The organism is Ensifer sp. 22460 (assembly GCF_052044935.1).
In the GTDB taxonomy this organism is placed as follows: domain Bacteria; phylum Pseudomonadota; class Alphaproteobacteria; order Rhizobiales; family Rhizobiaceae; genus Ensifer.
Genome location: NZ_JBQENZ010000004.1, coordinates 214,652 through 231,036, shown reverse-complemented (window position 1 = coordinate 231,036; position 16,385 = coordinate 214,652). Strand labels below are relative to the sequence as shown.

Here is a 16,385-nt window from a genome sequence, read left to right as displayed (position 1 = left end):
CGTGTCCGGTCCAAAATCCTGCTCATGTTTCTGTCCGGCGGCGGCGTCGGACCGGGCATTGCCCGGGTCCAAACCGAAGCCCGGTTCTTACCCGCTATTTCGTGTCGCTCAAACTGTGAAGCAACAGGGATAATTTAAGGCGAAGAACCTCGGTTAACCGCATGTAAACATCCGGGGGCATCTTGCCAAGCGGTTGAAAAGCGAGAAGGGTGCCGGCCACAGCTTTGACGGTGGCGAATGTTGCGAATATTTTCCACTGTAACCGCCCGGTAACAGGGCGGATCGCCACAAGCCTCGCCGTGTCATCCAGATGCGTCGCGGCCAGATCACCTTGCCCTGGCGCCCGGCTCTCGGAAGCTACTTTCGATTCTCTGGCTGCGCACGGAAACAGGAAAATATCCCGGAGTTTTTCAATGCCGATGAAGTTCGAGTTCACCTTTGCCAAGTCCCACCGGCCGAGCGGCGGCGTTGCCGTGCTCCTCAAGACGTCGGGTGGCGGAGCCGCGGCCGGCGCGGATGTCGCCGATCCGGAAGACGTCGTGACAAAGGCAGCCAAGGTGAAGAAGTTCACCGGAAAGGCGTTCTCCAGCCTCGATATCGTTGCGCCGCATGGCTCGCCGGCTGACCGAATCATCGTGTTTGGGCTCGGAGAGGCGGATGCGCTTTCGGATCACGATTGGCTGAAGGCCGGCGGCGCCGTTGCGGCGAAACTCGGCTCAGTCGACAAGGTGACCGTATTCGTCGATGCGCCTGGGGTCGACGTGACCGGCAGGGCGGCAGCAGATTTCGCGCTCGGCATGGAGATGAACGCCTATAGCTTCGACGGCTACAAGACCAAGAAGGCCGATGACGACGCCAAGTCCTCCGGCAAGCCGACCAAGGTCACGATCGTCACCGGTACCGTCATTGCCGCGAAGAAGGCTTTCGGCACAGCAGAGGCGGTGGCTGAAGGCGTGTTCCTGGCGCGCGACCTGGTGAACGAGCCGGCGAACGTACTGGGGCCGGTCGAGTTTGCCGCCAAGGCGAAGGAACTGGAGAAGCTCGGCGTCGAGGTCGAGATTCTCACGGAAAAGGAAATGAAAAAGCTCGGCATGGGCGCGCTGCTCGGCGTCGCCCAGGGGTCTACCCGACCGCCGCGCCTCGTGATCATGCAGTGGAAGGGCGGCAAGGCCAAGGAGCGGCCGCTTGCCTTCGTCGGCAAGGGCGTCGTCTTCGACAGCGGCGGCATCTCGATCAAGCCGGCCGCCGGCATGGAGGAAATGAAGGGCGACATGGGCGGTGCGGCCGCCGTCACCGGCCTCATGCATGTGCTGGCCGCGCGTGAAGCGAAGGTCAACGCCATCGGCATCATCGGCCTTGTGGAAAACATGCCCGACGGCAGCGCCCAGCGCCCCGGCGACATCGTAACCTCGATGTCCGGCCAGACGATCGAAGTGATCAACACGGACGCCGAAGGCCGTCTCGTGCTCTGCGATGCGCTCTGGTATTGCAACGACCGCTTCAAGCCGCAGGCAATCATCGACCTTGCGACGCTGACCGGCGCCATCATGGTTGCCCTTGCGACCCATCACGCCGGCCTGTTCTCCAACGACGACCGTCTGGCCGGGCAGCTCCTTGCCGCCGGCATGGCGACGCAGGAACGCCTGTGGCGCATGCCGCTCGGCAAGGAATACGACAAGATGATCGACAGCAAGTTCGCCGACATGAAGAACACCGGCGGCCGTCACGGCGGTGCGGTGACGGCGGCGCAGTTCCTGAAGCGTTTCGTCAAGGACACGCCCTGGGCGCATCTCGATATCGCCGGCACCGCCATGGGCGCGCCGACGGATGAGGTCAACCAGTCCTGGGGCTCGGGCTTCGGCGTCCGGCTGCTCGACGAGCTGGTGCGGGCGAGCTACGAATCCTGACCCGCCGTGCTGGACGTGACGAAAGGCGGGAAGCAATCGGCATGACCGAAATCCTGTTCTATCACCTGACGGAATCGAAGCTCGAAGACGCGCTGCCGCCGTTGCTCGACAAGAGTGTCGAGCGCGGCTGGCGGGTGGCCGTGCAGACGATCGACGCCGAGCGGCGTGACGCGCTGGACACGCATCTCTGGGTCTATCGCGACGAGAGCTTCCTGCCGCATGGCACGGATGCCGGTGATTTCGCTGCCGATCAGCCGGTGTTGCTGGTGGCCGACGAAGGCAATGCGAATGCAGCGACGGTGCGTTTCGTCATCGATGGCGCCAGCCCGCCTGATGTTTCGGCCTATGAGCGCATCGTCTTCATGTTCGACGGCTACGATCAGGATCAGCTTGAAGGCGCGCGCGCCCATTGGAAGCGGCTGAAGGGGGAGGGGCACAACCTCACCTACTGGCAGCAGAACCGCGACGGCCGTTGGGAAAAGAAGGCCTGAGTTTACAACGCATTGCGACGAACAAAGCCCGCGGCCGATACCGCGGGCTTTGCGTTTCTGCCTGTCTGGAAAATCAGTCGTGGAACGCTTCGACGAACTTGCGCTTGCCGAGCATGAAGGCGTCGGCGACGTGACGCAGCGGCGCCAGATCGACGTCCGACCGCCCGGCTTTGACGATCTCGGCGAAACGCCGATAGAGCATCGGGTATTCCTGTTCCGGCTCCTGATGCACGAGCTTGCCGTCGACGGCGAGCTTGGCGCCGCCTTCGGACAGCACCATCTCGCCCGCCGCCGTCCGGGCGACGATATCCCAGCTCTGCTTGCCGGTCTGGCGCCAGTCGAATTCGGCGGAAACCGGCAGTTTCTTCCCATCCGTGAAGGTGATGTTGGCAGCAATCGGCGCGTCGCGATTCTCGGGGAACTCGAGCACGGCCGAGGTCACGAACAGCGGGCGCGGCAGAATGTGGGTGACGATCGAAAGCGCGTTGATGCCGGGATCGAAGACGCCGAGGCCACCCGCCGCCCAGATCCATTCCTGGTTCGGGTGCCAGTGGCGCACGTCTTCCTTCCAGATGACCTGGACATCATTGATCGTCGTTGCCGCCAGGAAGGATTTTGCCGCTTCCACGGCCGGCGCGTAGCGGGAGTGCCAGCTCGCAAACAGCGACAGCCCCTTCGATGCCGCCAGCGCCTCGAGGTCTGCGACCTCGCTGAGGGTGGCACCGGGAGGCTTTTCCAGGAACACATGCTTGCCGGCGTCGAGTGCTGCGCGGGCGGCGTCGTAGCGATACTGCGGCGGCATGCAGAGCGATACGGCCTCGATCGCAGGCACGGCTTCGAGCATCGCCTCGATCGATTTGAAGTTGTCGATGCCGTCGACCGTGCCATGCCGGCTTGCGGCGGCGATCAGGTGATAGTCGCTGTTCTTGGCGATCGCCGGCAGGTGCTGGTCGCGAACGATTTTGCCGACGCCGACAAGGGCAATTTTGATGGGGGCCATGGTGTTCCGCTCGATTTGTATGACTTATTGTCGGCTCTTGTAGCAGATTGCGCAGGGTGGACAAGCGCTGCCGGTCCGTCGCCAGCATATGCCATCAATGTCGGGGAAATCGACAGATTATCATTCCCTCTGAACGCCACCGCGCTAGCTCTACCACCGGACGTGCCGTTTCGTCCCGTCAACGGGCTGACGATAGGGCGATCTGACCGCCCAAGAGGAGTGAACCATGCAGCAGCAAATCCGTCGGGCCAGCCGCGCTGAACTCGACGTCATGATCGAGTGGGCGGCCGAGGAGGGGTGGAATCCCGGGCTCGGTGATGTCGGCCCCTTCTGGGCGGCCGATCCGGACGGCTACTGGATAGCCGATGGAGAGGACGGGCCGGTCGGCGCCATCTCGCTGGTGCGATACAACGAAAGCTACGCCTTTCTCGGCTTCTACATCACGCGACCGGAACACCGCGGCAAGGGGATCGGTCGGCAACTGTGGCAACAGGCGATGGCCGTCGCCGGGAACCGCATCGTCGGCCTCGACGGCGTGGTCGCGCAGCAAGAGAATTATCGGCGGTCCGGCTTCACCTATGCCCATGCGAACATCCGCTACGGCGGAGTCATCGATGTCATCGAGCCGCCCGGCGCCGATCTCCTGGAGGTCGCGCCGATCCATATGTCGCTCCTCACCGAGTATGACCGCCGCTTCGTCCCGGCGCGTCGCGAGGCGTTCCTTCGCGAATGGCTGAAGTCGAGCGATGGACGGCGCAGTATCCTGCTGCTGCGCGACGGCGCGGTGGCGGCCTATGGAACGATCCGGGCTTGCCGAAACGGGTTCAAGATTGGACCGCTCTTCTCCGACACCGAGACCGGCGCCGATCTGGTCTTTCGCAAGCTCGCCGCCGGTGTCAATGGCAGCGAAATTTACCTCGACATCCCCGAACCGAACGCCTCGGCCAAGGCGCTTTGCGATCGCTACAATCTGCGGCCGGTGTTCGAGACGGCGCGCATGTATCGCGGGCCCGACCCCGGGCTGCCGTTGGCACGGATCTACGGCATCACCACGTTCGAACTGGGCTGACCGGTCGGGCAGGCTTCTGTCAGCCGGCCATTGCCTCTTCATACTCGGCGGAAAGCTCAAGCCATTGCTCTTCGGCGTGAGCGAGTTTCACTGCCGCGTCGGAGCGTTCCTTGGCCTTCTGGGCGGCTTTCGCAGGCGACTTTTCGTAGAGCACCGGATTGGCCAGTTCCACATCAAGTGCCTGAATCAGTTTCTCCAGTTTTCCGGTCAAGGATTCGATTTCATTGATCTTCTTGCGGAGCGGCGCCAGCGAAGCGCGCTTGTCGGCATTGACCTTGCGCTGGTCCGCCTTCGAGAGGCTGTCATCGGCTCCGTTCGGCTTGGCCTTGTCGTCCTTGGGCTTGGGTCCGCCGACGATCAGGCTGCGATAATCCTCGAGGTCGCCGTCGTAGCTCGTCACCGTTCCGTCGCGCACCAGCCACAGCCGGTCGGCCGTTGCCTCGATCAGATGGCGATCGTGCGAGATCAGGATGACAGCGCCGGAATAGTCGTTGAGGGCGGTGATCAGCGCGTTGCGGCTGTCGATGTCGAGGTGGTTGGTCGGCTCGTCGAGGATCAGGAGGTTCGGTGCGTCGAAGGCGGCAAGGCCCATCAGCAGCCGTGCTTTCTCGCCACCCGAGAGATCCTTGGCAGGCGTTTCCATTTTTTCCGTCGCCAGCCCCATCTGCGCCACGCGCGAACGCACCTTGGCTTCGGGGGCGTCCGGCATGCGCCGGCGCACATGCTCGACGGCGCTCTGCGTGGGGATGAGGTCGTCGAGCTGGTGCTGGGCGAAGAAACCGACCTTGAGGTTCGGCGCGATCTTCAGTTCGCCCGCCTCCGGCGCCAGTCGGCCGGAGATGAATTTGGCGAAGGTCGACTTGCCGTTGCCGTTCGAACCGAGCAGCGCGATGCGGTCGTCGGTATCGATCCTGAGGTTCAGCCGCTTGAGGATCGGCTTGCTGGGCTCGTAGCCAACGGTACCGCCGGTGACGGCAATGATCGGCGAGGCGGCTTCCTTCTCCGGGTCCGGGAAGGAGAAGCCCTGGACGTGATCCTCGATCACCGCCGCAATCGTGCCCATGCGCTCAAGTGCCTTCACGCGGCTTTGCGCCTGGCGTGCCTTGGTGGCCTTGGCCTTGAAGCGGTCGATGAAGCTCTGGAGGTGCTTTCGCGCCGCATCGTTCTTGGCTTTCGCCTTCATCTGCAGTTCGTCGGCCTCGGCCTTCTGCCGCTCGAACTGGTCGTAGGGCCCGCGATAGAAGGTGAGCTTTTTCTGGTCGAGATGCACGATGGCGTTGACCGCCGTGTTCAACAGGTCGCGATCGTGACTGATGATGATGACGGTGTGCGGATAGCGGCGAATATAGTCTTCGAGCCAGAGCGTGCCTTCGAGGTCGAGATAGTTGGTCGGCTCGTCGAGCAGCAGCAGGTCCGGTTCGGAAAAGAGCACGCCGGCGAGCGCCACCCGCATGCGCCAGCCGCCGGAAAAGGAGGAGGCCGGGCGCAACTGCGCGTCATGATCGAAGCCGAGGCCGGCGAGAATGCTCGCGGCCCGCGCTTCCGCTGAGTGGGCGCCGATGTCGGCAAGCCGCGTCTGGATTTCGGCGATGCGGTGCGGATCCGTTGCGGTCTCGGCCTCGGCGATCAGCGCCGAACGCTCCTTGTCAGCCTTCAGCACGATCTCGATCAGTGGCTCCTCGGTGCCGGGCGCTTCCTGCGCCACCTGGCCGATACGGGCGTTCTTCGGCAAGGAGACGCTGCCGGCCTCGGAGGCAAATTCACCGGTGATGATGCGAAACAGCGTCGACTTGCCGGCACCATTGCGCCCCACGAGCCCGGCCTTCGTGCCCGCCGGAAGCGTCACGGATGCGTTTTCGATGAGGAGACGGCCCGCAATACGGGCGGAAAGGCCGGAAATCTGGATCATTGCGGCCTTTTGCCCGGACTCGTCCGGGAAGGCAAGAGGCACAATCCTGGCCGCGTTCGCCTGAGTGACCGCTCGGTGCCCGTTCTCGATTTCAAGGGGTCATTGTTATCGATTTTTGAACAAGGCGTTCCGACAATCGATACTACACATCCTCATCGTGAGGGACCATCTCAATAACGGAAGGGCGGGGAACGCTCTTCTGACCGCCTCGATCGACTGAACGCCATCGGCAAGGGCCCCGCGTTTGGAGAGACGACCGATCCGGCCACGGACAATTTAGATGAAACCTCGTTCATGTGAACGAGCCTCCCAGGAGTGAAGACCATGAAAACTGCAATCCAGACCGCTCTTTCCGCCGCTCTCGTTGCAACCGCTATCCTCGGTGGCGCCTCCGCTGCCTTCGCCGGCGGCAGCTACTACGAAGGCGTCAGCCCGACGCCGCTCTACACCGAGCGCACGCCTGCGGTGACGGGCAAGACCTCCTTCACCATCGGCAATTCGGAAGCTGGCTATGTTGACAGCACCCGGACCGGCTCGGTCGTCAACTACGGCGTTGCGCCGAAGAGCGTGATCGGCGGCGAAGGTGAATACTATCAGGGTATTTCGCGCTAACCGCGACGAAGAAGGGGTGCGGGTTTCTCCCCGCACCCTCTTTCAAGGGATTTGATTGATCATTGCCATGATCCTATGAGGCGACCTCCCAAGCGCCCAGGCGGGGCTTAGCCCCCACCGTCTATCTCCACCAAGGAACCGATCTATGAAGAAGTCCATTGCCGCGATCCTCGTTGCGGCCGCCATGCTTGGCGGCGCGTCGGCCGCTGTGGCCGGCGGCAGCTACTATGAGGGTGTGAGCTCCACGCCGCTCTTCACCGGCCGCGCCGAAGCGTCCGCCGGCACCGGTGTCTCCGCGAGCACGACCAGCCGCGGCGACTATTATGCGGGCGTCGAAGACAGATCCGTCGACACGACGGCAACCGGCGCGATCGCCGACAGCGGCGCCAAGGGTCTCGGCCAGGCCGACGAAAACAAGCAGTAAGTCACGCCAAACGGTTGACCGAACAGCCCGGTCCCGCCACGCGGGGCCGGGTTGTTTCGTTTTGGCGTTGCCAAATGAGGTACATTGCCATGACAGAAAAAATCGAAGTCGCCGAGCGGCTCTTCGATCTCTATCAGTGCGTTCATCGCCTGGTGAACACATCGATGTCGGAGGAAGGCGTTTCGCTCGCGCGCAGCAAATTCCTGTTCTATCTCAACACGCTGGGCCCTTGTCGCTGCGCGGATATCGCCTCAGCGCTCGGCTTTGCGGCGAGAACCGTCACCGAAGCGATCGACGGGTTGGAGCGGGACGGCATGGTCGTCCGTGACGCGGACCCGGAGGATCGCCGCGCGAAGATCATTTCGATCACCGATCGCGGCCGGTTGGCACTGGAAGCGGCGCTACAGCCACGTCATCGCACGATCGACGAATTGTTCTCGGCGCTCGATGATTGTGAGCGTACCGAACTCTTTCGCTTGCTTGGCTGTCTCCGAGAGAAGGCGACGGAGATCGACGAAAACCGCCAGCCGGTCGCTGCCTGACACGCGACACTCAGGCGGCGTTCTGACCGTAGGTCCTGCCGCGGTCGCGGCCGAGTGCCGCCGAATAGCTAAGGATGCCGGCGCCATCGCGCGCGCCGGCCAGTGCCAATTCGGCCTGGGTCAGGAGATCGGCGCTCGTCGTTGCCGGCTGGGCTATGGTGATGCCGGCCACAAGCGAGAGCGTCTCGGCGGTGTACGCGCGCCCGGGAAGGGTGACCTTCAGTTCCTCCACGGATTGGCACAGGCGCCGACCAATGGCTTCGGCGTTTTCGACGCTGACGTCCCGGCAGACGACGGCAAAGTCCTGCTGACCCACGCGGGCGACGAAGTCGTTCTTCTTGATCGACTTGCGAAACAGCGCCGACAGCTTGGTAAGCGCCTTGCTCGCAACCGTGCCACCGTGGTGCTCGGCCATCTCGCGAAGCCCTTCGACAGAGACGAGAAGCAGGGCGACCGGCCGGTCGGTTCGCTCCGTTTCGAGAATGGAGTCGAGCTTCGCTGTCAGCGCCAGACGGTTCGGCAAGCCGGTAGCGGGGTCGCGGGTGAGCGACCGGCGGCTTTCGGCGAGATCTCCCTCGAGTTCGGCCATGCGCTGCGCACTGGTTTCCAAGGCGTGCTGCAGAGCATTCTCTTCGTTCATCAAACGGCCTGCCGCTTCGCGCAGCCGCGCGGCGTCGTCCGCGAACTCCGACAGGCCGACGACAGGGTCAGCTGCCAACCGACCGGCGAAATGATCGAGTTCGGTCTTGAATGACTGCTTCTGCGCCAGCGCAAGCTTGAGCGTGCTGGCCATGTCGGCGAGGGCTTCCTGGGCTGCGGCTCTCGCCCGGTCCGCGGCGAGGGCCGCGTGGGAGACGAGGTGATGCTTGAGGCCCAAGGCGTCCAGCAAGTCCTGTTGCGGATTGTGCCCGAGCTCGGGAAGCTCCCGGGAAAGCTGGGGCAGGCGACCGGACAGCGCCTCGTAGAAAAGCTCGTAGTTGCGGGGCAGGGCAGCGACCCCGTGCGCGGACATTGCGTGCGCCACCTTCAGAATGATCGCCGCCTGCCTCGCCTGCGATCGGCTGGCGTCCGCTGGAACTTGCCTGGTCATTCTGTCGTGGTCCCCAATGTGTGCCGGATCGTGGTGTCCGGATCCAACGGCACTATGGAAGCCTGCATTTAAGGGAGTCTGAAGATTTCGGCCGGCCGCCCATTCGCGCCCGGTATGGTTGCTGAATTCCCTCTGCTCGGGGTCGGACGCAACCGGGAATCGCATGCCAACTGACAGCCGTCAGTCCCGGCAATCTTTATACTTGACGCCTTTAGTCACCAATTATATTCGGCGCTGCTAAATCGGGCATGGGGGCCCGAGGCAAACAGCGACGGTCAAGGATGTCCCTCTCGTTCATTGCGGATCTGGCGAAATGGGGCGACCGGCCGGCGCTGGTCTTTTCCGGGCAGCGGGTCGTCACTTATCGGGAACTCGGCGAGCGGGTCGCCCGCCAGGCACTTGCTTTCCGAAGCCCACGCGGGCTGGTGGCGATCGAGGCCGAGCTTTCCGAACATGCGATCGTCGCTTATCTGGCAGCGCTGACAGCTGGCCATGCCGTGGCGATGCAAGCCCCGAAGAACGCGGCTGCCGGATCCTGGGTCGATGCCTTCGATCCCGATTATGCCTTTCGCCGGATCGACGGCCGCTGGCGCACGGAACAGCCGCTGCGGCAAAGTGACAGTGCGCCGCATTCCGAGCTGGCGGTGATGCTCTCGACATCGGGCAGCACCGGTTGCGGCAAGGCCGTCCGCTTGTCCCGGCAAAACATCTCCGCAAACGCCGCGTCCATCGCCGACTATCTCGGCCTGACGGCGGATGACCGCGGTTGCCTCATTTTGCCGCTCCATTATTCCTACGGCCTGTCGGTACTGAATTCTCACCTGGCAGTCGGCGCCAGCCTCTATATTCCCGGTGGATCGATCCTCGATACCGATTTTCTCGAAGGTCTCGCTGCAAGCGACAGTACCAACCTTGCGGGCGTGCCCTATTCCTACGAATTGTTGGAGAAGGTGGGCTTCCGCGATCGGCGGTTCCCGCGCTTGCGCTTCATGACCGTGGCGGGCGGTCGGTTGAGCCCGGACGTCATCCGTCTCTACAACGACCACCTCAAAGCCCAAGGCGCGGCCTTTTTCGCCATGTACGGCCAGACCGAGGCCACCGCTCGGATCGCCTATGTGCCGCCCACCCTGCTTGCCGGTAACGAAGACAGGATCGGCGTCGCGATCCCCGGCGGGCGCCTTCTGATCGAGAACGAGAGCGGAGCGCCGATCGAAAACGATGGTGTGGCCGGCGAACTCGTCTATCACGGCCCGAACGTCATGATGGGCTATGCCACATCGCGCGACGATCTTTGCCGCGGCGCCGAACTCGCCGAATTGCGCACCGGCGACCTCGCGATGCGCCATGCCGACGGCCTGTTCCAGATCGTCGGCCGCATGAAGCGGATTTCCAAGATCGCCGGCCTCAGGATCGCTCACGATGTGTTGGAAGCGGCGCTCGAAAGGCGCGGCATCACTGCTTCTGTCGTCGGTGACGATGCCGGCCTTCACGCCTTTTATGCCGGCAGCCGCGATGCGGAAGAGATCAGACGGTTCCTCGCACAGGCAAGCGGGCTGACGCTTTCGCATCTCAAGGCCACCCCCCTTGCCGAAATGCCGCGGCTTGCCAGCGGCAAGGTCGACTACAACGCGCTGAACATGGCGGCCCGCCAGGCTGCGGCGAACGTTGACGACGACAACGGCGGCATCGAAGAGCTTTTTGCGCAGGTCTTCTATCCGAAAAGGGTAAAGCGCTCCGACAGTTTTGTGTCGCTGGGCGGCGATTCCCTGCGCTTCGTTCAGCTCTCGATCGGTCTGGAAAAGGCGCTGGGGCAAGTTCCGGACGCCTGGGAGACCTTGTCTATCGCCAAGTTATCGGCCGAGGAGCGTCGCGAGACCGCCACGCGGCGGATCGGGATGGATCTGCTGATTCGCGCACTGGCCATTCTGCTGGTCGTGCTGCACCACGAACTACTTTGGCCCATCCCCGGCGGATCGGCAGCCATGGTCGTTCTCGCGGGCTTCAGCCTCGCCCGCTTCCAGATGGGCCCACTTCTGGCGGGAGACGGCCTGGCCATCCTGCGCCCGCTCGCCCAGGTGCTCGTGCCATACTATCTGATCGTCGCCGCCTATGCGGTCGCCTGGGGCGAGGTGCCCTGGGCCTCGGTCTTCCTCGTCGGCAATTTCGGTGTGGCCCTGCCGGAGACGCACGGTATGGTGCCGTATCTCTACTGGTTCATCGAAGCCTATTGCCAGATGATGCTCGTCTTCGTCGGGCTCTTCGCCATCCCACAGTTCCGGCGGTTCGTGTCGGCAAGGCCTTTCGCCGCCGGTATGAGCCTGCTCCTGGCGGCGCTCGCCGCCAGGCTGGCGCTGCCGCTCCTGTGGCCGATCGGCAATCGCCAGATTTTTACCCTGCCGTGGATCTTCTATCTCGCGGTCATCGGCTGGTGCGCCGCTGTCGCCGAAACGGGCAAACAACGGCTGCTGCTGATGATGGCCGGCACAGGGGCGTTCCTGTTCTTCGGTCTATACGAGGGGGTCTGGATCGGGACGAAGGTCAAGTACCTCCTGCAAATCGCCGTCCTCGCGGCGCTGCTTTATCTCCCGCGCATCAGCGTGCCGCGCTCTGCGGCACAGCTCATCCTGCCTTTGTCGGCGGCGGGCTTCCACATCTACATCCTGCACCGCTTCGTTCCCGAACTTCTGTTGGCGCCGCTGCAACCGGCATTGCCAACCGTGGCGTTTTCGGTCCTGTCGATCGTCGGCGGTGTGGTTCTCGGCCTGGTCGCCTGGCTCGGCCAGCGTCAGGTGCTCAAGAAGCTTGCGGAGTGGCGGGAGTGTGAGCTCCGGCCACTGCGGTCGCCTGGGTTGGGGGCGCTCCGGTCTCCGCTACGCCCACTTTGACCCTTCGGTTCTCAGGAAATACGCGAGATCCAGCGTTATGGATGGGCGGCCGAGTGCGGTCAGCGTTGCATGCGCCTGGCCGCGATGATGGGTCTGATGGTTGAAGAAATGCCCGAGCGTCGGCGCCAGCTTCTGCGTGATGACCGTGGGGTTGGTGAGCGGTGTATAGGTGAGGTCGGCGCTGAGGCGTGCATCACTCAGGCCGTCGATCCAGGCAATGATGCGTTCGTCCTCAGCAGTTCGCGCGGCGGCGAGCGCCGAGAGGTCGTCGTGGAGGATCGTGTCGAGCGAGGCCGGGGTGTCGCCCTCGTGCGTAAAGCGCTTCATCCAGACCCGATCGGCAACGAGGATATGGTTGAGGGTCGAAAGCAGCGAGCCGAAGAAGGCGCCGCGGCTTTCCCGCAATTCGGCATCGGTCAGTTCTGCCGCAGCGGCATAGACCAGGCGGTTCGCCCAGCGGTTATAGTCGGCGAACATGCGAAAGTGATCGAGCATCGGGTATCTCCTTTGAAGGGGCGGCGACGCTAACTCGAAACCGCATTTCTGTGGCTGATATCACTCATGAAATTTACTGATTTGATGACGTGGCCGATTTGTCGTTCAAAGGGACGCCAACCGACCGGGAGTTCATATGTCGAGAAAACTCTATTCGCTTTGCGGGGCCGACAGGACGCGTCCGTTCTCGCCGCATGTGTGGAAGACGAAGATGTCGCTCGCGCACAAGGGGCTCGATTTCGACGTCGTGCCGATCGCCTTCACCGAGATCCACGCGGTCGAGGATGGGGCGACGAGCCTGGTGCCGCTGCTGCGGGACGGAGAACGTCTGGTGAAGGACAGCTTCGAGATCGCGCTTTATCTCGAACAAACCTATCCGGATCGCGCGCTGCTCTTCGCCGGTGAGGGGGCGATGGCGATCTCCCGCTTCGTCGAGGGCTGGTCGCAGACGACGCTGCATCCCGCCATCACCCGCATCATCATCAGGGATATTCACGATCGCCTCGATCCGGTCGATCAGGCCTACTTCCGGCAGAGCCGCGAGAAGCGTTTTGGCACGTCGCTTGAAGCGGTAGCCGAAAGCGGCGGCGCCGCGCTCGAATCCTTCGCTGAAAAGCTCGAACCTTTGCGCCATATGCTGAAGTTTCAGGAATTCCTGGGCGGCGCCTCGCCGCTTTTCGCCGACTACATCGTCTTCGGCGCGTTTCAGTGGGCGCGCATCGTCTCGCCGCAGCGCCTGCTTCAGCCAGGCGATCCCGTCACCGATTGGTTCGAGCGGTGCCTCGATCTGCACGGTGGGCTCGGACGTAGTGTGACGGCTGCGTGAAACCCGCTTGGCCCGAGCCGAATCATCGGTGAACCCCCTTGTTTTGCGCGGGATTGGCGGCTAATGAACCGCCACTTCTCAAGAAACAAGGGATTTGAGCCAATGGCTATTGAACGTACCTTCTCGATGATCAAGCCGGACGCTACCAAGCGCAACCTGACCGGCGCCATCACCAAGATGCTCGAAGATGCCGGCCTGCGCGTCGTCGCTTCCAAGCGCGTCTGGATGAGCCGCCGCGAAGCCGAAGGCTTCTACGCCGTTCACAAGGAGCGTCCGTTCTTCGGCGAACTGGTCGAGTTCATGTCCTCCGGCCCGACGATCGTTCAGGTTCTCGAAGGCGAAAACGCAATCGCCAAGAACCGCGAAGTCATGGGCGCCACCAACCCGGCAAACGCCGACGAAGGCACCATCCGCAAGGTTCACGCCCTGTCGATCGGCGAAAACTCGGTTCACGGTTCGGATGCTCCGGAAACCGCTGCTGAAGAAATCGCCTACTGGTTCTCGGGCACCGAGATCGTCGGCTGATTCATAATCTTCGGTTCGAGCCGCAAAGGCTTGAATTGTTTCAGGATTTGAGCCGGAGCGGAAACGCTCCGGCTTTTTCATATCGGGCAAGTCGCCGTCTCGAAACGTTCGGGCGCCTTGCCGTCCCTGAAGACCTCGGGGTTCTTGTCGTAAGCGGGGCCTTCGACCAGCGGCTTGGCCGGCAGGATATCCTGGTCGACGTCAGAGGTGACCGTCGTTTCCAGCTTTTGCAGCGTTTCGCCGGCAGGCCCTTTCACCTCGATCGTCACCGCATAGGGCCTATCCTTTTTGACGCACGTCAGATCGGGGCTTTCCAGCACCACTCTGTCGAGTTTTGGAAAGAGCTTGCGCGTCACCGTGAGCGACGCGCCGCCCACCGGGTTCTCGAAGGTTGCGATGACGACGCTTCCTTCGGGCACCGGCTCCGTTTTCTGAAGCGTGATCGTGTAGACCGCATAGGCGAGGCGGTAGTTGAAGATGAACATCTTGCCCGTCAGCTTCAGCGGATCCGGACCGGTCTCACGCTGGCACCCGGCGGCGAGCAGTGTGATGGCGGCCGCCGCAAGCGTAGCGATCATCCTCGTCATAAGCCGGTTTCCTCCCTGTTGCGATGGTAGTGGCGTTTGGCCTTGGTGCGATTGCCGCAGACGGCCATGTCGCACCAGGTCCGGCTGCGGTTGCGGCTGCGGTCGAGAAACAGCCATCCGCAGTTCGGACAGATCTTCAGCCGGTCGGGCTCGGTGCTGGCGGCAAGGCTGAGGGCGGATTGCGCGGTTGCGGTGTCGAGCGAAAGTGCGCCGCCGTGAGGCAGGGAACGGCGGAGAACCGCGGCGATCGCCTCGAGCAAATCGGCCAAGAACTCCGGCCGTCCATCGGCCGATATCTCCGCGCGAAAGTGCCGGTCAGTCGCTTCGCGCAGCTGCAGCAGCCGGCCGCGATTCTCCGCTGCGACGGGCGCCAGCGCACCGAAGCGGGCACTCTCTGCTCCGAAACGGTTGGCCGCTTCCGCAAAGGTATCAATTGCCGCAACATCGGCGAAACGGTCGATCCGGCGCTCCGGATCGGCGCGCAGGATGATGGAATTGGCCACGTCCAGCGCCAGCGCGCCGCCGGCAAATCGATGGGCGGTCCAGGTGAAGGTCATGCGAAAATCCTAACTGGCAAAAATGATTTTACCAGTTATATTGATCTTGTCACGCTCCGGATGCGCCATGCTCTATTTTCTGCAGCAGCTCGCCAATGCCGTCCCTGTCGCTGCCCTCTATGCGGCGCTCGCCTTTGGCTATGCCATCGCCTTCGCGGTGACGCGCCGGGCGGATCTCACCTATGGCGCGCTCTTTGCCTTCTCGGGCCAGATGTTCGTGCTGTTTGCTGATTTCGGCTGGAACCGGCTGTGGCTGGTGTTGCCGGCCGCCCTTGGCCTCGGCGCGGCTGCGGCCCTGAGCTTCAGCGTTGGCGCCGGGCTCGTCGCCGGGCGTTATGTCATGCGGCCGCTCGCCTTTTCGTCAGCCAACACCGTCGTCGTCGCTTCGCTCGGCTGCCTGTTGGTGCTGATGGAAGCGGCGCGGCTCGCCTCTGAAACACGCAGCCTGTGGCTGCCGCCGTTCCTGAACGGGAATATCGTCTTCTGGGACGATCCTCGCTTTCCGGTGACCTTGACGGTCATCCAGCTCGGCAACACCGTGCTCATGGCTGCGCTCGTGGCGGCCGGGCACTGGTATCTCACGCATTCCCGGGCAGGGCGGTTCTGGCGCGCCGTATCGGAGGACAGGGGGGCTGCAGCGCTCTGCGGTGTCGACGCCGCGACCGTTTACATCGCCGCCTATGGCGCGGCATCTTTGATCGCCGCCGTCTGCGGCATTCTCGCAGCCTCCTACTACGGCAACATGGATTTCGGCACGGGGCTCACCTTCGGCGTCAAGGTGCTGTTCATCGCCGCAATCGGCGGCCAGGCTTCGCCGCTTTTTGCAGCCCTTGGCGCCGCCGGGGTCGGTTTCCTCGAAACGCTCTGGAGTGCCTATGGCCCCATCCTCTGGCGCGATTTCGTGATCTTCGGTTTCCTGGTGATCGTGCTGGTCGTGACGCGCCGGGAGAAAGTCATTCCCTAGTCAAACGGGAGGGGAAGTCCCCGCATGTAGCGCTATTTCGTCGACCAGCGGTCCCGCGCCGTGTCGTCGGCATCCTTGGCGCTGACCCAGCCGCCGGTGGTGCCGTCGCCGAGGTGTTCCTTCTTCCAGAAAGGCGCTGAGGTCTTCAGGAAATCCATGATGAAGTTGGCGCCGTCGAAGGCGGCCTGCCGGTGCCGCGAGGCGGCGACGACCAGCACAATATTGTCGCCGGGCATGATCTTGCCGTAACGGTGGATGGCGGTGGCGGCCCGCAGCGAGAAGCGCTCAACCGCCTCGTGGCAGATGCGCTCGATCTCCGCTTCGGCCATGCCTGGATAATGTTCGAGCTCAAGCGCAGCGAGCGTGCCCGCCTCATCTCTGCAAAGCCCGGAGAAAGTGACGACCGCGCCGACGTCCGCCCGTCCGGCAGAGAGCTTCGCGACCTCCGTATTGAGATCGAAGTCCTCGCGCTGAACGCGCACGTTCACCGGCGCGTTCATGG

General features: G+C 63.2%; 18 protein-coding genes. 10 read left to right on the top strand and 8 right to left on the bottom strand.

What is annotated here, in order from left to right; all coding sequences use genetic code 11:
• Positions 1-94 precede the first annotated feature (94 nt).
• Positions 95-436: a hypothetical protein gene (locus ACTJKM_RS07005; protein ID WP_156432983.1), complete on the bottom strand. Its 342-nt coding sequence runs from the start codon at positions 434-436 to the stop codon at positions 95-97.
• Between ACTJKM_RS07005 and ACTJKM_RS07000 the strand changes: the two genes are divergently transcribed.
• Together ACTJKM_RS07000 and ACTJKM_RS06995 are read left to right on the top strand one after the other, a co-directional pair.
• Positions 414-1,907, top strand: a complete 1,494-nt coding sequence (locus ACTJKM_RS07000) for a leucyl aminopeptidase (protein ID WP_058329418.1) — start codon at positions 414-416, stop codon at positions 1,905-1,907. The two genes, ACTJKM_RS07005 and ACTJKM_RS07000, sit on opposite strands and share 23 nt — an antisense overlap.
• A gap of 41 nt (positions 1,908-1,948) precedes the next feature.
• Positions 1,949-2,398, top strand: a complete 450-nt coding sequence (locus tag ACTJKM_RS06995) for a DNA polymerase III subunit chi (RefSeq protein ID WP_058329417.1) — start codon at positions 1,949-1,951, stop codon at positions 2,396-2,398.
• Positions 2,399-2,471: 73 nt separating this feature from the next.
• Here the strand turns inward: ACTJKM_RS06995 and ACTJKM_RS06990 are convergent, their stop codons facing one another.
• Positions 2,472-3,398: a Gfo/Idh/MocA family protein gene (locus ACTJKM_RS06990; protein WP_058329416.1), complete on the bottom strand. Its 927-nt coding sequence runs from the start codon at positions 3,396-3,398 to the stop codon at positions 2,472-2,474.
• 226 nt (positions 3,399-3,624) lie between these two features.
• Between ACTJKM_RS06990 and ACTJKM_RS06985 the strand changes: the two genes are divergently transcribed.
• The gene (locus tag ACTJKM_RS06985) at positions 3,625-4,467 is read left to right on the top strand and encodes a GNAT family N-acetyltransferase (protein WP_058329415.1); all 843 of its coding nucleotides are present in this window, start codon (positions 3,625-3,627) and stop codon (positions 4,465-4,467) included.
• 19 nt (positions 4,468-4,486) lie between these two features.
• Here the strand turns inward: ACTJKM_RS06985 and ACTJKM_RS06980 are convergent, their stop codons facing one another.
• Entirely contained in the window at positions 4,487-6,376 is a 1,890-nt protein-coding gene (locus ACTJKM_RS06980) for an ABC-F family ATP-binding cassette domain-containing protein (RefSeq protein ID WP_058329414.1), read from the bottom strand.
• Between the two features lie 324 nt (positions 6,377-6,700).
• On the opposite strand from ACTJKM_RS06980, the gene ACTJKM_RS06975 reads away from it, so the two are divergent.
• The 3 genes from ACTJKM_RS06975 (at position 6,701) to ACTJKM_RS06965 (ending at position 7,954) form a co-directional block, all read left to right on the top strand.
• Positions 6,701-6,988, top strand: a complete 288-nt coding sequence (locus tag ACTJKM_RS06975; protein ID WP_057252679.1) for a hypothetical protein — start codon at positions 6,701-6,703, stop codon at positions 6,986-6,988.
• A 145-nt stretch (positions 6,989-7,133) separates the two neighbouring features.
• Positions 7,134-7,412, top strand: coding sequence for a hypothetical protein (locus ACTJKM_RS06970; protein ID WP_058329413.1), 279 nt, complete (start codon positions 7,134-7,136; stop codon positions 7,410-7,412).
• 89 nt (positions 7,413-7,501) lie between these two features.
• Positions 7,502-7,954 (top strand): MarR family winged helix-turn-helix transcriptional regulator, encoded by a 453-nt coding sequence (locus ACTJKM_RS06965; RefSeq protein ID WP_058329412.1) that lies wholly within the window; start codon positions 7,502-7,504, stop codon positions 7,952-7,954.
• A 10-nt stretch (positions 7,955-7,964) separates the two neighbouring features.
• Here ACTJKM_RS06965 and ACTJKM_RS06960 read toward each other — a convergent pair whose 3' ends face one another.
• The gene (locus ACTJKM_RS06960; RefSeq protein ID WP_162770863.1) at positions 7,965-9,044 is read right to left on the bottom strand and encodes a GGDEF domain-containing protein; all 1,080 of its coding nucleotides are present in this window, start codon (positions 9,042-9,044) and stop codon (positions 7,965-7,967) included.
• A 248-nt stretch (positions 9,045-9,292) separates the two neighbouring features.
• Here ACTJKM_RS06960 and ACTJKM_RS06955 point away from each other — a divergent pair, with 248 nt between their 5' ends.
• On the top strand, positions 9,293-11,929 hold the full coding sequence (locus ACTJKM_RS06955) for a non-ribosomal peptide synthetase (protein ID WP_375374133.1): 2,637 nt from the start codon (positions 9,293-9,295) through the stop codon (positions 11,927-11,929).
• On the opposite strand, the gene ACTJKM_RS06950 is transcribed toward ACTJKM_RS06955, so the two are convergent.
• Positions 11,915-12,424, bottom strand: a complete 510-nt coding sequence (locus ACTJKM_RS06950) for a DinB family protein (RefSeq protein WP_057252670.1) — start codon at positions 12,422-12,424, stop codon at positions 11,915-11,917. The two genes, ACTJKM_RS06955 and ACTJKM_RS06950, sit on opposite strands and share 15 nt — an antisense overlap.
• 136 nt (positions 12,425-12,560) lie before the next feature.
• Here ACTJKM_RS06950 and ACTJKM_RS06945 point away from each other — a divergent pair, with 136 nt between their 5' ends.
• Together ACTJKM_RS06945 and ndk are read left to right on the top strand one after the other, a co-directional pair.
• Positions 12,561-13,250 (top strand): glutathione S-transferase family protein, encoded by a 690-nt coding sequence (locus tag ACTJKM_RS06945; RefSeq protein ID WP_058329409.1) that lies wholly within the window; start codon positions 12,561-12,563, stop codon positions 13,248-13,250.
• A gap of 102 nt (positions 13,251-13,352) precedes the next feature.
• Complete coding sequence (ndk, locus tag ACTJKM_RS06940) at positions 13,353-13,775, top strand: nucleoside-diphosphate kinase (protein ID WP_034803877.1); 423 nt, start codon at positions 13,353-13,355, stop codon at positions 13,773-13,775.
• Between the two features lie 77 nt (positions 13,776-13,852).
• Here ndk and ACTJKM_RS06935 read toward each other — a convergent pair whose 3' ends face one another.
• Together ACTJKM_RS06935 and ACTJKM_RS06930 are read right to left on the bottom strand one after the other, a co-directional pair.
• Positions 13,853-14,362, bottom strand: coding sequence for a hypothetical protein (locus ACTJKM_RS06935; RefSeq protein WP_058329408.1), 510 nt, complete (start codon positions 14,360-14,362; stop codon positions 13,853-13,855).
• Entirely contained in the window at positions 14,359-14,919 is a 561-nt protein-coding gene (locus ACTJKM_RS06930; protein WP_058329407.1) for a CGNR zinc finger domain-containing protein, read from the bottom strand. The genes ACTJKM_RS06935 and ACTJKM_RS06930 overlap by 4 nt, the downstream gene beginning before the upstream one ends.
• A gap of 67 nt (positions 14,920-14,986) precedes the next feature.
• Here ACTJKM_RS06930 and ACTJKM_RS06925 point away from each other — a divergent pair, with 67 nt between their 5' ends.
• Positions 14,987-15,883 (top strand): branched-chain amino acid ABC transporter permease, encoded by an 897-nt coding sequence (locus tag ACTJKM_RS06925; protein WP_110878171.1) that lies wholly within the window; start codon positions 14,987-14,989, stop codon positions 15,881-15,883.
• Between the two features lie 32 nt (positions 15,884-15,915).
• On the opposite strand, the gene ACTJKM_RS06920 is transcribed toward ACTJKM_RS06925, so the two are convergent.
• The gene (locus tag ACTJKM_RS06920; RefSeq protein ID WP_058329405.1) at positions 15,916-16,383 is read right to left on the bottom strand and encodes a molybdenum cofactor biosynthesis protein MoaE; all 468 of its coding nucleotides are present in this window, start codon (positions 16,381-16,383) and stop codon (positions 15,916-15,918) included.
• Positions 16,384-16,385: the final 2 nt, after the last annotated feature.